We start from the raw sequence: 15,097 nt of genomic DNA, 5'->3' as shown, positions 1-15,097 counted from the left end.
CGTAAGGAAACACCGGCAGCCAGCTGACAGGTCCGGAGCCGACGCTACTCTCGCCCGGTCGTGCCGGTGCCGTCGGACCGACCCGATTTCATTCACTATCGTTTGGCGTGAATCTCCACAAAAGTTAGTAGACGATGTGGAGAACCCGATAGCATGCATCCGACGATAGGTGACACCCTGGAACAGACCGTCGAACGTCACCCCGACCGCGACGCCATCGTCTACCCGCGGCGGGACCAGCGGTGGACCTACGCCGAGTTCGACGAGCGGGTCAACCGGCTCACGAACGCGCTCGCCGACCTCGGCGTCGAGAAGGGCGACCGGGTCGCGACGGTGCTGTACAACGGCTCGGAGATGGCGGTGACCGTCTACGCGTGCGCGAAGCTCGGCGCCGTGTTCACGCCGCTGAACTACCGGCTGTCCGCCGACGAGGTCGAGTTCATCGTGAACGACGCCGGGGCCCACACCCTCCTCTTCGAGTCCGCGACCCGCGACGCGGTCGAGGGCGCGAAGCCCGAGCTGGCGACCGTCGAGAACTACGTGGCCATCGACGGGGAGACGCCCGACTACGCCGACGACTTCTACGCGCTGCTCGACGAGGGGAGCTCCGACGCGCCGACGGCGGACGTCGCGGAGGACGACGTCTACGCGTTCATCTACACCTCGGGGACGACGGGGCGACCGAAGGGCGTCGTCCACGAGCACCGCGACATGGTCGAGCACAACCTGCTGTGCATCGGCGAGCTGAACATCACGCGCCACGACACCGGGCTCACCATCCTTCCGATGTACCACTGCGCCGAGCTCCACGCGATGCTGTTCAGCCGCGTGGCCCGCGGCGCGACGAACGTCATCCACCACGAGTTCGAGGCGGCGGAGGCGCTGCGGGCCATCGAGGACCACGGCGTCACCCTGCTGTTCGCCGCGCCGACGGTGTGGAACGCGCTCGCGCAGGGCGCCAAGGAGACGGACGTGGACGTCTCGTCGCTCCGGGTCGGGCTCTACGGCGCCGCGCCGATGCCCGAGCAGGTGCTCGAGGACTGCATGGACCAGCTCTGCGAGGACTACGTCCAGGCGTACGGCATGACCGAGATCGGCCCCTGCGGGGTGTTCCAGCCGCCCGAGGACCAGCTATCGAAGCAGGGCTGCGCGGGCCTGCCCGCGCTCAACCACTCGGTCCGGGTCGTCGAGCCCGACGCGGACCCGACCGAGACGGTCGAGCGCGGCGAGGTCGGCGAGATCCTCATCGCCGGGCCGTGCACGATGCGGGAGTACTGGAACCGCCCGGAGGCGACCGCCGAGTCGCTCCGCGAGGCCGACGGCGCGGAGTGGTACTACACCGGCGACCTGGGCTACCGCGACGAGGACGGCTACCTGTGGGTCGTCGACCGGAAAGACGACATGATCATCTCGGGCGGCGAGAACGTCTACCCGACCGAGGTCGAGGACGCGCTGTTCTCGCACCCGGACGTGGCCGAGGCCGCGGTCGTCGGCGAGCCCGACGACGAGTGGGGCGAGCGCGTGGTCGCCTACGTCGTGGGCGACGCCTCCCGGGACGAGCTCGACCGCTACCTCACCGAGGGCGACGCGCTGGCCGACTTCAAGCGCCCCCGGGACTACTACTTCGTCGAGGAGCTGCCGAAGAACCCCAGCGGGAAGGTCCAGAAGTTCAAGCTCCGGGACGACGACGCGTAGCTAACTGCGGGTCTTCGAGCGCGCTCGTCTCGGCACCGGACGGGTGGGTCACCGCCCGACGAACTCCGGGTCGTCGTCGCCGTAGAAGGCGTCGTGGCCCCTGGCGTAGTCCTCGGTCCGGGTCGACTCGGCGATGGCGTTCGTCTCGGCGGCGAGCTGGTCCTCGAGCCGGCGGTCGAACCCCTCGGTCATGAGCCGCTTCACCCGGCCGAGCGCCTTCGTCGGCCCCTCTGCGAGCCGCGATGCGAGCTCGTCGAGCCGGTCGTCGAACTCGTCGTCGGCGACGACCTCGGTCGCGATGCCGAGGTCGACCGCCCGTTCGGGGTCGATAGGCTCGTCGAGCAGCGCGATCTCCTTCGCCCGGCGGAGGCCGACCAGCCGCGGGAGGAGGAAGGTCGAGCCGCCGTCGCCGGTGAGTCCGACCCGGGGGTAGGCGTACTCGAACCGCGCCTCGTCGCTCGCGAGCACCACGTCGCCCGAGAGCGCGAGGCTGAACCCCGCGCCGGCCGCGACCCCGTCGACGCCGACCACCACCGGCTTCTCGGCCCGGTGGAGCCGGCGAATCGTCTCGTGGAGCGTCGACGCGAGCTGCCGGATGACCGGTTCGTCCCCGGCGTCGCCGTCGAGTCGGGCGAGGTCGGCGCCGGCGCCGAAGGCGTCGCCCGCGCCCGCGAGGACGATGCACCGGACACCGTCGTCCGCGGTCAGTTCCGTCACCGCGTCGCGCAGTTCCTCGGTCAGCTCCCGCGTGAGCGAGTTCAGGTGGTCCGGCCGGGCGAGCGTCACGGTGGCCGCGCTCTCGTCGCGTTCGACGCGGATGGTCTCGTAGGTCGAATCGGACATGGTCTCGTCACCGTATGCCGAGGCGGCCGCGCCACATATAGCTCGGCGATGGGCCGGCGGTCGTCCGGGTCGCGTGCGCGGCCGCCCCGACTTTTAAGGTCCGCTCGGCCGAGGTCGCGCTATGCGACTCGACGGCGTTCGAGTGCTCGACCTGACGCGGCTCCTGCCCGGTCCGTACGCGACCCAGCTGCTGGCCGACGCCGGGGCGGACGTGGTGAAGGTCGAGGACCCCGACCGCGGCGACTACGCCAGGGAGATGGGGCCGTTCACCGACCGCGACGTGGGCGCGATGTTCGACTCGGTCAACCGGGGCAAGCGCAGCGTCGCCGTCGACCTCAAGTCGGAGGCGGGCCGGGAGGCGTTCTACGCGCTGGTCGAGTCCGCCGACGCCGTGGTCGAGCAGTTCCGGCCGGGCGTCGTCGACCGGCTGGGGGTCGACTACGAGACGCTCCGGAAGCACAACGGCGAGCTCGTCTACTGCTCGCTCTCGGGGTACGGGCAGACCGGCCCCTACGCCGACCGGGCCGGCCACGACCTCAACTACGTCGGCCTCGCCGGCCTGCTCGACATGACCCGCGAGGACGCCGACGCGCCGCCGCAGATTCCGGGCTACCAGGTCGCCGACCTCGGCGGCGGGCTGTTCGCCGCGTTCGCGGTCGTGGGCGCGCTCGCCTCGCGCGAACTCGGCAACACCGGCGGCGAGTACGTCGACGTCGCGATGTCGGACGTCGTGCTCTCGTTCTCCCAGTCGGTCGCGTATCCGGCCCTGACCGGCGGGAACCCCCGGCCGGGCGAGACGGAGCTGACCGGCGGGGTCCCGTGGTACGACGTCTACGAGTGCGCGGACGGGCGGTACGTCACGCTCGCGGCGCTGGAGCCCGCGTTCTGGGCGGCGTTCTGCGAGGCGGTCGGCCGCGAGGACCTGACGGGCAAGCACGGGACCGACGACCCGGCCGTCCGCGAGGCGCTGCGGGACGAACTCGCGGCCCTGTTCGCGAGCCGGTCGCGCGAGCGCTGGCTGGAGACGCTGGGCGATGAGACGATGACGGCGCCGGTCAACACGCCCGCGGAGGCGGTCGAGCACCCGCAGTTCGAGGCCCGCGGCGTCGTGGAACGCCCCGACGACGCTCCGCCGAGGGTCGGCTTCCCCGGGCGGAGCAGCGCCGAACCCGAGGCGACCGACGAGCGCGTCCCGGAGCGCGGCCAGCACACCGACGAGGTGCTCCGGGAGGTCGGCCTCGCCGACGCGGACCTCGCCGCGCTCCGCGAGGCGGACGCGATCCGGTAGGGACGGAGTCGGTCGGGGCGACCGGCGCGAGCGCGATCCGGCGGGAACGCGACCGCGGAACGCCGCTTCGCGTGCCGAGCGTTCCCGAAGTGTAAAGGCCGGTCGGCGTGAATCCGCCCGCCATGGAAGACGCGTACATCGTCGACGCGGTGCGGACGCCGCTCGGGAAGCGCGGCGGGTCGTTCACCGACACCCATCCGCAGGACCTCGCGGCCGAACCCCTGCGGGCGCTGGAGGCGCGAAACGGGTTCGACGGCGCCGAAGCCGTCGAGGACGTCATCTACGGCTGCGTGACGCCGGTCGGCGAGCAGGGGCTCAACGTCGGCCGGATAGCCCCGATGGTCGCCGGCTGGGGCGAGGACGTGCCCGGCGTCCAACTCAACCGGATGTGCGGGTCGGGCCAGCAGGCCGTCAACTTCGCGGCCGGGCAGGTCCGCGGCGGGATGCACGACGTGCTGGTCGCCGGCGGCGTCGAGCACATGACCCGGGTCCCGATGGCCAGCGACGCCGCGTCCGACGAGCGCAGCTACGCCGACCCCGCCAACGTCACCGAGACGTACTTCGAGCACTTCGACGAGCTGACCTCCCAGGGCGAGGGCGCCGAGCGCATCGCCGACGAGTGGGGGTTCGCACGCGAGGCGGCCGACCGCATCGCGGTCGACTCCCAGCGGCGGTGGGGCGAGGCGGCCGAGGCCGGGAAGTACGACGACCAGATCGTCCCCGTGGAGACCGAGGTCGACGGCGAGGCCGTCACCGTCGAGCGCGACGAGCACCCGCGACCCGGGACCGACCGCGAGACGCTGGACGAGCTCCCGCTGGTGTTCCGCGAGGAGGGCGACGGCGTCGTCCACGCCGGCAACTCCTCGGGCATCGTCGACGGGGCGGCGGCGACGCTGGTCGCCTCCGAGTCGGCCTGCGAGGCCCGCGGCTGGGAGCCGTCGGTGCGCATCGTCGACACCCACGTCGTCGGCGTCGACCCGAAGACGATGCTGACGGGGCCGATTCCGGCGACCGAGGAGATTCTCGATCAGAACGACCTGACGGTGGCCGACGTCGACCGGTTCGAGGTCAACGAGGCGTTCGCCCCGGTCGTACAGGCGTGGCTCGAAGCGACCGGCGCCGACTGGGACCGGACCAACGTCTGGGGCGGCGCCATCGCCCACGGCCACCCGCTGGGTGCGACCGGCGCGGTGCTGCTGGGCAAGCTCGCCGCCCAGCTCGAGGACTGCGGCGGTCGGTACGGCCTCTGCACGATGTGTATCGGCTTCGGCCAGGGCATCGCCACCTTGGTCGAGCGCGTCTGAGCCCGACGGAAGTGGACGTCTCGTCCGTGCGTCGCCGTTCGGCCTACGTCCGCGCCGCCCCGACTGCCGCGGTTCAGAAACCCATTTACCCGCCGGTCGAAAACCAACCACCAACATGTATCTCCAGTTCCGGGACGAGGTGGAGGCCGCGCTCGTCTCCGCGCTCGACGCGCTCGACCTGCCGACCGACGACCTCGGGGTCGAGGACCCGCCGGAGGGCGTCGACGCCGTGCTCGCCTCCAGCGCGGCGTTCCGCCTGGCCGGCGAGGTCGGCGCGCCCCCGCCCCAAGTCGCAGGCCAGATTGCCGACGAGATCGACGTCGCCGAGTACGACCTGATCGAGGGCGCCTCGGCGCAGGGAGCCTACGTCAACTTCGCGCCGAGCGACGCCTACTACGCCGGCACGGTCGAGCAGGCCCAGTCGGCCGACTTCGGCCACCTCGATTCCACCGGCCAACAGGTCGTCGTCGAGCACACCTCCGCGAACCCGACCGGGCCGGTCCACGTCGGCCGGGCGCGCAACCCCATCGTCGGCGACGCGGTGGCGCGGGTCCTCTCGTTCGCGGGCCACGACGTCGACCGCCACTACTACGTCAACGACGCGGGCCGTCAGATGGCGGTGTTCACCTGGGCCTACGAGACGTTCGACGAGTCGGACCTCGACTCCGAGCCCGAGCGCGACAAGGCCGACTACGACCTGGTGCGCTACTACCGGACGGGCAACGACTTCCTGGAGAACGGCGACCCCGACGAGGTCGAGGCGGCGGAGGCCGAGATACAGGCCATCATGCAGGGACTGGAGGAGGGCGACGCGGAGACCTACGAGCGCGTCCAGGCGGTCGTCGACACCGTGCTCGGCGGGATGCGCGAGACGCTCGACCGCCTCCCCGCGGAGTTCGACGAGTTCGTCAAGGAGACCCGGTTCCTCCGGGACGGGTCGGCCGACGACGTGGTCGAGCGCCTGAAGGAGCTGGACGAGGCCGTCTACGAGGAGGACGCCTGGCAGCTCGACCTCTCGGCGTTCGGCATCGAGAAGAACTTCGTCTTCCTGCGGTCGGACGGCACCACACTCTACGCGACCCGCGACCTCGCCCACCACGAGTGGAAGTTCGACGAGTACGACCGCGCCGTCACCGTGCTCGGCGAGGACCACAAGCTCCAGGCCGACCAGATGACCGCCACGCTCGACCTGCTGGGCAACGACACCGACCAACTGGAGCAGGTCATCTACTCCTACGTCAACCTCCCCGAGGGGAAGATGTCGACGCGCGCGGGAACCGGCATCGACCTCGACGACCTGCTCGACGAGGCCATCGACCGGGCCCGCGAGGAGGTCGAGACCCGGCTCGACGACCGCATCCGCGACGACGACCTGACCGACGAGGACGTCGAGCGCATCGCCGAGCAGGTCGGCATCGGCGCGGTCCGGTACGACATCGTCTCGAAGCAGCCGACCAAGGCCATCACCTTCGAGTGGGACCGGGCGCTCGACTTCGAGGCCCAGAGCGCGCCGTACGTCCAGTACGTCCACGCGCGCTGCTGCGGCATCCTCGAAGAGGCGGGCATCGACCCCGCGGGGTCGGCGGAACTCGCCGGGGACGTCGACGCCGACCTGCTCGACACCGCGGCCGAGCGCGAACTGCTGGAGGTCGTCGCGCGCTTCCCCGCCGTCATCGAGGAGGCCGCCGCCGACCTCGAACCCCACGTGGTCGCGACCTACACCCGGGAGATCGCCGAGACGTTCAACGCGTTCTACCGCGAGTGCCCGGTGCTTTCCGACGACGTCGACGACGACCTCCGGGACGCGCGGCTGGCGCTGGTCGCGGCGTCGAAGCACGCGGTCGGCAACGCCCTCCAGGTCCTGGGCGTCGCCGCACCCCGGTCGATGTAGGAGTCGGGCGACGCGTTCGCTGGACCGGACAACCGCAGAATCAGACGGGGAGCACGAACCCGGACGGCGGGACGATGAGGTCGCCGCCGACGAAGAGGACCGCGCCGGCGGTGACCGCGAGCGTCAGCAACACGAACAGCAGTACCCACCAGAACGAAACCGAACTATCGTCTGCCATGGTGATAGCTTCGACGGCGAAGCTCCTTAGAGGTTGTCGGTTCTACTTGAATATCGACCCGAGGCGGCCCAGCACGCCGCCGTCCTCGCCGGGTTCGTCGTCGCGCGTCCCCTCGTCGGCCCGACCCTTTTCCTCGGTTTCGTCGTCGCCGTCGGGGGATTCGGCCGACTCGTCGGCGGGGCGCTGGAGGTCCCGCTCCTCGAACGGGACCGCGCCCGCGACGTCGTCCCCCTCCTGGTCGGTCGCCGACTCGCTCGACTCCTCGGCGGCCTCGGTTCGAACCTCGGCGGGCTCGACCGCCGGCTCCGACTCCGGTTCGTCGGCGGTGCCGGAAGTCGACGCTGCTTCGCGGGACGTTTCGCTGGTCGCCGCGTCTCCGGGCGTCTCGGCCGGCGACGAGGACTGGCCGTCGCTCGCGTCCGCGGCGAGCGGGTCCTCCGCCTCGGCGAAGGGGTCGCCGGTCTCCGCGGCGCCGTCCTCGGCCGCGAGCGGGTCGTCGCTCCCGCCGTCCGCCGGGGCGGTGCTACCCGACGCATCGTTCCCCGCGCCGGTGGCGGCCGCGTCGTCGCCGGAGAGCTCCTCGCCGACCTGGGCGAGCGGGTCGCCGTCACCCGATGCGGCGGGACCGCCGAGGCGCTCGTCGCTGATGTGCTCGTCGAGGAGGTCGTCGACGCTCCGGGCCCCGCTCGCGCCGGTCGACGCCGCATCGTCCTCAGTCGCGCCAGCCGATGCCACTTCGCCTTCGTCCTCGCTCGCGTCAGCCGACGCCGCCTCGTCGCCCTTCGCGCCGTCGGCCTCGTCAGGGTCGGTCGCGGGAGGGTCGCGGTCTGCGGTTCCCGCGTCGACCGCGCTCTCGTCCCCGCTTTCGGCGTCGGTCCGGTCGGCCGACGAGGCCGCGTTCGCCTTCGCCTGGGCGCGGATCTCGTCGGCCGCGTTCGCGAGTTCGCCGCCGAGCAGGCCCTCGCTCCCGTCGCTGTCGCCGAGGGTATCCCGGAGGTTCGCGGCCCGCTCGGAGCCGCTGAGGGCGTCCGCGCCGAGGCCGTCGCTCGATTCGGCCGCGTCGCCGTCGGCCGCGCCGTCGAAGTCGAGTTCGGGGTCGGGGTCGGCGTCCCCGGTCAGCACCGCGGCGAGGTCGCGGTAGGCCTGGCCGGCGGGAGCGTTGGGGGCGAACGCAGCAAGCGGCCGGCCGGCGTCGATACCCATCGGGACCGCCTCGTCCTGGGGAACCACCGCGAGGACGTCCGTGCCCAGCGTCTCCTCGACGTCGTCGGCGTTGAGGATGTCGCTGCTGCGCTGGGTCAGCACGGCGCCCCTGACCTCGCTCTCGACCCGCTCGGCGAGCTCGCCGGTCTTGGCGGTGTCCCGGACCGAGGCGACGTCGGGCGTCGCGACCAGCAGCACCCGGTCGGCCAGCGCCAGCGGCACCAGGGTGTCGTAGCTGACGCCCGCGCCCGTGTCGAGCAGGACGTAGTCGTACTCCTCCCGGAGGTCGTCGACCACCGACTGGAGGTTCGCGGGGTCGGACTTGACGAACGCCTCGATGTCGGTCGCGCTCGGCAGGACGTCGATGTCGCCCGGCGCCTCGTAGACGGCGTCGGCGAACGACGCCTCGCCGGCCAGCACCTCGTGGAGCGTCGGGGTCTCGATCTCGAAGTCGAGGAAGTCCGCGAGGTTCGCCATCCCGAGGTCGGTGTCGACGACCACGACCGCGTGGCCCCGGTCGGCCAGCATCGCCCCGAGGTTGATGGCCGTCGTTGTCTTCCCGACACCTCCCTTGCCGCTCGCTACCGCGTATACCGTGTCGGACATGATACTCGTTGTCCCAACCGAACCATGATACGCATATAAAGTTACTCCGTCCCGGACGACAGGTTCGATGGCGGGGACCGACGACCGAGTGGCGGTCGTCCCTCAGGAAGCGGTCGGTGGTCGTCGGTCGACGGTACCGTTCGGGGGCGCTCGCCGGACGCACAGGTCGGCGTCGGACCCGGATCGACGCGGCCGCGCCGGGCTCCATTCGGCGCCGAACCCGCCCGCGGCGCGCGCACTCGCGGACTGAAGGTCGCAGGTTACTTACCGGCTGGGGCGGCTAGATACCCGTAATGAGTGACGACGACGGCGAGCAGTCCGACAGGAAGAAGTACGAGTTCCAGAAGGTCATCGAGGACCTCAGGGACTACGAAGGGTCCGGGACTCAGCTCGTCACCATCTACATTCCGCCCGACAAGCAGATCAGCGACGTGGTGGCCCACGTCACCCAGGAGCACAGCGAGGCGTCGAACATCAAGTCGAAGCAGACCCGCACGAACGTCCAGGACGCGCTCACCTCCATCAAGGACCGGCTGCGCTACTACGACGTCTACCCGCCGGACAACGGCATCGTCCTGTTCAGCGGCGCCATCGACTCCGGCGGCGGTCAGACCGAGATGATAACGAGGGTGCTGGAGGACCCGCCCGAGCCCATCCAGTCGTTCCGCTACCACTGCGACTCGTCGTTCCTGACCGAGCCGTTAGAGCACATGCTGGCCGACAAGGGGCTGTACGGCCTCGTCGTGCTCGACCGGCGGGAGGCCAACGTCGGCTGGCTCCGTGGCAAGCGGGTCGAGCCCGTCAAGTCCGCCTCCTCGCTGGTGCCGGGCAAGCAGCGCAAAGGCGGTCAGTCCGCCCAGCGGTTCGCCCGGCTCCGGCTCGAGGCCATCGACAACTTCTACCAGGAGGTCGCCGAGATGGCCAACGACCTGTTCGTCCCCGAGCGCGAGGAGTTAGACGGCGTGCTCGTGGGCGGCCCCTCGCCGACGAAGGACGAGTTCCTCGACGGCGACTACCTCCACCACGAGATCCAGCAGAAGGTGCTGGGCAAGTTCGACGTGGCCTACACCGACGAGTCGGGGCTGTACGACCTGGTGGACAGCGCCGAGGAGGCGCTGGCCGACGCCGAGGTGATGAAGGACAAGAAGGAGATGGAGGAGTTCTTCAAGCAGCTCCACGACGGCAACAAGGCGACCTACGGCTTCGAGCCGACCCGCAAGAACCTGGTGATGGGGTCGGTCGACCGGCTCCTGCTCTCCGAGGACCTCCGCAAGGACGTCGTGGTGTACGACTGCGGCGAGAAGGAGGAGTTCGAGTTCGTCGACCAGCGCCAGGACACCCCCGACCACACCTGCGAGGACGGGAGCGAGGCCGAGGTCGTCGAGCGCGAGGACGCCATCGAGCACCTGATGACCATCGCCGAGCAGCGCGGCACGGAGACCAAGTTCATCTCGACCGACTTCGAGAAGGGCGAGCAGCTCCAGTCGGCGTTCGGCGGGGTCGCCGGCATCCTGCGCTACTCCACCGGCGTGTAAACGGCTTCGAGGTCGACGCGGCCCAGGCGCGTGACCGCCATCTCTTCGTCACGTGTGCCCGACCGCCACCTCTTTCGCCTCCTGCTGTGTGGACTCGGCGTATGAGCGACAGCTCGGCGCCGGCCGACGAGGAGCCGTCCGACCCGTCGGGGCGCGACTGGCGACGCATCGGACTCGTGACCGGGGCCGCCGCCCTGGTCGTCGTCGCCGTGCTGGCCGGCGGGCTCTGGCTGTACGCCGAGCACCTCTACCGGACGAGCTACGAGAGCGGCTACACCTACGAGCTCGCGGTGAACACCAACGAGACGCTGGAGAACGTCGCGCTCTACGTCCCGGTTCCGCTCGGCGTCGACGGGGCCGACGACCCGTCCCTCGACGCGGCGCTGGTCGAGCGGGGCAACGCCGCGGACGACAACTTCACCTACGACGTCGTCGAGACCGAGCGCGGGCCGATGCTCCGACTCCGGGCCGACCGGGTCGCGGTCGCGCCCCGCTACTACGAGTACGTCGAGGCGGACGGTCGGGGCGAGCGCGTCGAGATTCCGGCCGGCGAGTACGACCCCGCGAACCCCAACATGACGCGGGACGCCGACGCCGGGACGCTGCTGACCGTGACGGTGCCGGCCGACGGCGCGGTCGAGACCGCCGACCCGTGGAGCGGCGAGCCCCTGTTCCGTCCACGCTCGGCCCGCCGACCGACCGCCTGCGGCTTCCCGGCCGCCGACTGGCTCCGGTGCTACGAGTACGACTCGGCCGTGTACGCGTCCTACGAGGCCGACGAGACGGTCAGGGTGGACGTCGTCGAGCGCGTCCAGGGCGAGAACGCCTGGTGGATGTTCGGCTGGAACTACGACACCTACCGCGACGGCGTCGAGGTCGCTCTCCGCGGCCCGCAGGACGGCTGGACGACCGTTACCGGCACGGTGGAGGTCGACGTCGATCCGCGGGACCCGCCGACCGGTCGGGCCGCGAACGCCTCGGCGTGAGTGTACGGGAGCGAACCCCCAAAGTCACCGAAAACAGCCGCTACCGCGTGTTACGCCGCCCCGCCCGACGTGTAGATGTACAGCCGGTAGCGGCGCCGCGCGACCGCGAGGAACGCGCCGACGCCGAGCCACTCGGTCCCGAGGGAGGGCAGTTCGAACGGTTGAGGGTTCGGCGATTGCCGGCAGAATGCCGTTGCTCGTCGAACACGACGCTGTCGGCCGGCCATGGGTCCGTCGGAATACCCGCGAAGGAAACCATCACATTGGTTACTATGCACGTTATTACCTTCCATCCGTATTAGGGGAGAGAGAACGGGAATGACGGACGAGACATCGCGCCGGGGATTCCTCAGCGCCGGGGGCGCGCTGCTGGCCGGGGTTCTGGGAACAGACCTGGTACCGGGGACGACCACCGGTTCGCGTTCCGTAATTACGGGCTGGGTGACCAGAGGGTCCGAGGAGATGATCGCCGAGGAGGACGGCACCGTCAAACTGTTCGAGTACGTCGGGTCGAGCCTGTGCAACGACGGCAATCTGTTCAGATGCCGGACGTGCAGCGGCACGAAGTTCTACCTGCTCGTGAGCTCCGACTCGCCCTCGCCGTCCGTCGGCGAGGCCTATCGCTTCCGCCCGACCGGCAAGCGCAGCTTCTGCGGGAACTTCCAGGTCCGGCTGTTCGAGGACGGCTCGTGCGGGGACGAGACGCCCGCTGGGGACGACGGCTCCGGGACGGCCGGGACCGGGTCCCGGAAGTCGACGTCGACCGACGAGACCGCGCCGGATGGACCGACGACGACCGAGACGACCACCAAGGGGACCGAATCGGGGACCACCGGAACCACGACCGAGACCGAGACGACGACCGAACGAACACCCACGACTACGGAGACGACCGCGGAGACGACGACCACCGCAACGACGACCGAGACCACGACTGAAACGACCACCGCAACGACTACCGAAACGACAACTGAAACCACAACCGAGACCGCAACTGAAACGACCACCGAGACGACCGCGGAATCCGAGGACGAGGATGCCGCCACGACACCAGAGTGAGAGGCAGAAGGAGACGGCGCGACCGGATCTCACGCCAGCGGCGTCCGTTCGACGACCTGGCGCGACCACCTTTTACTGCGCTCGGTCGCTCGCGCGGCCTTCGGCCGCCCGTAGCTCCCTCGCTGGTAAAAGCTGGACCAAAATCCTGCTCGCTCACTGCGTTCGCTCGCAGCGACTCAGGCCAGCGGCGTCCGCTCGACCACCTGGCCGTCGACGGTGGGGTACTGCTCGACGATCTCGCCCTTCTCGACGTCGCCCTCCTGGACCATCTCCTCGAGCAGCCACCACGCCAGCTCGACGTGGTCGGACTTGACGGTGTAGAACTCCTCGGGCACGCCGAGCTCCTCGAGGCGCTGTCTCGTCTCCCACGTCTTGCCGTACACCAGCGTCCCGTCGTCGGTCACCTCGTCGAACTCCCGACGGATGTTCCGGGCCATGCGCTTCATCCGGTTGCGGTGCTGGGCGGCGTCCTTGAACACGGAGGTGCAGAAGTACACCCGGTCGTGGTCGCCCATCTGGTCGAGGATCTCCTTCGACCCCTCGACCGCGCTCATGTGACCGTCCTGGAGCTCGTAGCCCTCCTCCTGCATCCGGCGGAAGTTGCCGTCGCTCATCTCGAACTCGTTGACGTTGCAGAACTCCGCGGCGCCCTCGTCCAAGAACTCGAGGAACTCCTCCTCGGCCCGGATGCCCGGAATCTCGAACGCGGGGGTCAGCCCCTCCTCGCGGGCGACGTAGAGGATGTCCTCCCACTCGGTGCCGTGCATCTCGCCCCAGAGGTCCAGCGGCGGGTGGAACCGGATCTCGTCGAGGCCGGCCTCCGAGAGCCGGCGCATGTTCTCGCGGCCGCCCGTGATGCCGGTGTAGAGGTGCGTGTGGTGGTCCTCGCCGAACTCCTCCTTGAGCAGCGAGAGGTACCGACAGGTCTTTTCCATCGCCTCCTGGGGCTCCCCGCCGGTGATGGAGGTGCCCAGCGCGTCCATGCGCTCGGCCTCGGCGACGACGTCCTCGTCGGACTCGACCTTCCGCTCGTTGGCGTAGACGTCGGTGACGTTCTTGCGGTTCTCGCCGAGGGGACAGTAGAAGCAGTCCCGCTGGTCGCAGTAGCCGTAGACGAAGAGCACCATCTTGCCCCCCTTGGCGCACTGTTCGCAGCCCTTCGAGATCATTCGTTAGCCCAGGATAGCGCGCCGAGCCTCAAAAAGCGTGCGAAACGAGGTACGTCGGCCGCTATCGCCGCGTCCGTCCCCGCGCCGTCAGTCCCTTGACGACCAGCACCGCCAGCAGGACACCGCTCAGCGTCGACGCCGCGGCACGCTCGGCCCGCCCGACGAGCCGGGTCCGGGCGTCCCGCACCGACAGACCGACGCCGAGCAGCGTCCGGACGGCGAGCGACAGTCCCTTCCCGCCGTCGAACAGGGCCGTCCGCCGGCGCGTCGGCGACCGACCGCCGTCGGGGACCGGGACCGGCGACGATGCGACGGCCGGCGATGACCCGTCGATCCGCGATTCCGCGATGCCGGCGAGGTCCTCGACCACCCGCTCGGCGACGACGTCGGCCCCGTTGTCCGACGGGGTCGCCGAGGGCGGCGACTCGACGGCGTCGAGCACGTCGAGGGCGTCGTCGGCCACGGCGAACCCGTCGACGTCGGGCCGGGCCAACTGCTCGGCGACCGCCTCCTGCTCGTCGGTCTCGGGCCAGACGACGCAGGGCGTGCCGGCGACCGCGGCGTCCATGACGGTCGAGTAGCCCGAGCAGACCACCGCGTCGGCGCCCCTGATGTACGGGAGCAGAGACGGGACGGGCTCCCAGTCGTCGGCGCCGACGTGGAGCACGTCGTGGCCCTCGCGTTCGAGGCGGGCCGCGAGGCGGTCGAACTCCGAGTAGTGGCTCGGCACGAGGACGACGTCGGCGGCCTCGCGCACCTCGCCGCCGCCATCCCGGTCGCATTCGTCCAGTTCCCGATCGGGCTCGTCCAGCGAGACCGGCGGAATGCGGGTCGCGAAGTCGGGGTCGATGGCCGCGGGCGGCCAGACGGCGGGGTAGAAGAACTCCCGGGTGACCGCCGACTGGAACGCCGTGTGGAACCGGGCGCCGCTCCGCTCGACGGGGTCGCGGTAGAGGCCGGGGACGTCGTGTTTCAGGACGTAGAGGGGCACGTCGGTCCGGGAGGCGGCCATCGCGGCGAACATGTCGTCGGTGACCAGCGCGTCGGGGTCTGTCTCGCCGAGCCAGTCGACGTACTCGGCGACCCGGCGGGCGCTGGCGGGGACGCTCCGGGCGAGGACCTGCCCGAGCGACCCGCCCTGGTAGGTGTCGATGTAGTCGACGGTCGTCGGCTCGAACTCGTCGTACCCGTGGAGCGAGACGAACTCGGTGCCGGCGCCGCCGCCGGCCAGCAGCACCTCGGCGCCCCGGTCGCGGAGCGCGTTGGCGATGGCTAGCATGCGCGTAGCGTGGCCAGCACCTTCCGGATAGTGGGCGACTGCGATTGTTGGGGGCATGGAG

At 70.4% G+C, this 15,097-nt stretch carries 12 protein-coding genes; 7 read left to right on the top strand and 5 right to left on the bottom strand.

Annotation, left to right across the window (positions count from 1 at the left end):
* Positions 1–153: 153 nt before the first annotated feature.
* The gene (locus DVR07_RS16960; RefSeq protein WP_115798503.1) at positions 154–1,695 is read left to right on the top strand and encodes a fatty acid--CoA ligase; all 1,542 of its coding nucleotides are present in this window, start codon (positions 154–156) and stop codon (positions 1,693–1,695) included.
* 48 nt (positions 1,696–1,743) lie between these two features.
* Here DVR07_RS16960 and DVR07_RS16955 read toward each other — a convergent pair whose 3' ends face one another.
* Positions 1,744–2,538: an enoyl-CoA hydratase/isomerase family protein gene (locus DVR07_RS16955; RefSeq protein ID WP_115798502.1), complete on the bottom strand. Its 795-nt coding sequence runs from the start codon at positions 2,536–2,538 to the stop codon at positions 1,744–1,746.
* A gap of 121 nt (positions 2,539–2,659) precedes the next feature.
* On the opposite strand from DVR07_RS16955, the gene DVR07_RS16950 reads away from it, so the two are divergent.
* From DVR07_RS16950 to argS, 3 genes are all read left to right on the top strand, one after another.
* Positions 2,660–3,826 carry a CaiB/BaiF CoA transferase family protein gene (locus DVR07_RS16950; RefSeq protein ID WP_115798501.1) on the top strand — a complete coding sequence of 389 codons (1,167 nt, stop codon included), beginning with the start codon at positions 2,660–2,662 and terminating at the stop codon, positions 3,824–3,826.
* A 122-nt stretch (positions 3,827–3,948) separates the two neighbouring features.
* Positions 3,949–5,130, top strand: coding sequence for a thiolase family protein (locus DVR07_RS16945; RefSeq protein ID WP_115798500.1), 1,182 nt, complete (start codon positions 3,949–3,951; stop codon positions 5,128–5,130).
* A 115-nt stretch (positions 5,131–5,245) separates the two neighbouring features.
* Complete coding sequence (gene argS, locus DVR07_RS16940; RefSeq protein ID WP_115798499.1) at positions 5,246–7,021, top strand: arginine--tRNA ligase; 1,776 nt, start codon at positions 5,246–5,248, stop codon at positions 7,019–7,021.
* Between the two features lie 40 nt (positions 7,022–7,061).
* Here the strand turns inward: argS and DVR07_RS22200 are convergent, their stop codons facing one another.
* Together DVR07_RS22200 and minD are read right to left on the bottom strand one after the other, a co-directional pair.
* Positions 7,062–7,199: a hypothetical protein gene (locus DVR07_RS22200; RefSeq protein ID WP_165881769.1), complete on the bottom strand. Its 138-nt coding sequence runs from the start codon at positions 7,197–7,199 to the stop codon at positions 7,062–7,064.
* 42 nt (positions 7,200–7,241) lie between these two features.
* The gene (minD, locus tag DVR07_RS22430; RefSeq protein ID WP_115798498.1) at positions 7,242–9,008 is read right to left on the bottom strand and encodes a cell division ATPase MinD; all 1,767 of its coding nucleotides are present in this window, start codon (positions 9,006–9,008) and stop codon (positions 7,242–7,244) included.
* Positions 9,009–9,301: 293 nt separating this feature from the next.
* Here minD and prf1 point away from each other — a divergent pair, with 293 nt between their 5' ends.
* From prf1 to DVR07_RS21825, 3 genes are all read left to right on the top strand, one after another.
* Complete coding sequence (gene prf1 / locus DVR07_RS16930) at positions 9,302–10,543, top strand: peptide chain release factor aRF-1 (RefSeq protein WP_115798497.1); 1,242 nt, start codon at positions 9,302–9,304, stop codon at positions 10,541–10,543.
* A gap of 101 nt (positions 10,544–10,644) precedes the next feature.
* A complete protein-coding gene (locus DVR07_RS16925) occupies positions 10,645–11,529 on the top strand; it encodes a hypothetical protein (RefSeq protein WP_115798496.1) in 885 nt (294 codons plus the stop codon).
* 318 nt (positions 11,530–11,847) lie between these two features.
* Positions 11,848–12,588 carry a hypothetical protein gene (locus DVR07_RS21825; RefSeq protein WP_162829614.1) on the top strand — a complete coding sequence of 247 codons (741 nt, stop codon included), beginning with the start codon at positions 11,848–11,850 and terminating at the stop codon, positions 12,586–12,588.
* A gap of 176 nt (positions 12,589–12,764) precedes the next feature.
* Here DVR07_RS21825 and DVR07_RS16915 read toward each other — a convergent pair whose 3' ends face one another.
* Both DVR07_RS16915 and DVR07_RS16910 read right to left on the bottom strand, forming a co-directional pair.
* Positions 12,765–13,757, bottom strand: a complete 993-nt coding sequence (locus tag DVR07_RS16915) for a radical SAM protein (protein ID WP_115798495.1) — start codon at positions 13,755–13,757, stop codon at positions 12,765–12,767.
* 61 nt (positions 13,758–13,818) lie between these two features.
* Entirely contained in the window at positions 13,819–15,036 is a 1,218-nt protein-coding gene (locus DVR07_RS16910; protein WP_193570239.1) for a glycosyltransferase, read from the bottom strand.
* Between the last annotated feature and the right edge of the window lie 61 nt (positions 15,037–15,097).

The sequence above is a fragment of the Halorussus rarus genome (assembly GCF_003369835.1).
GTDB classification, from domain to species: Archaea; Halobacteriota; Halobacteria; order Halobacteriales; family Haladaptataceae; genus Halorussus; species Halorussus rarus.
Note: the sequence above shows the minus strand (reverse complement) of the source record. Positions and strands in the feature narration are given on the sequence as shown.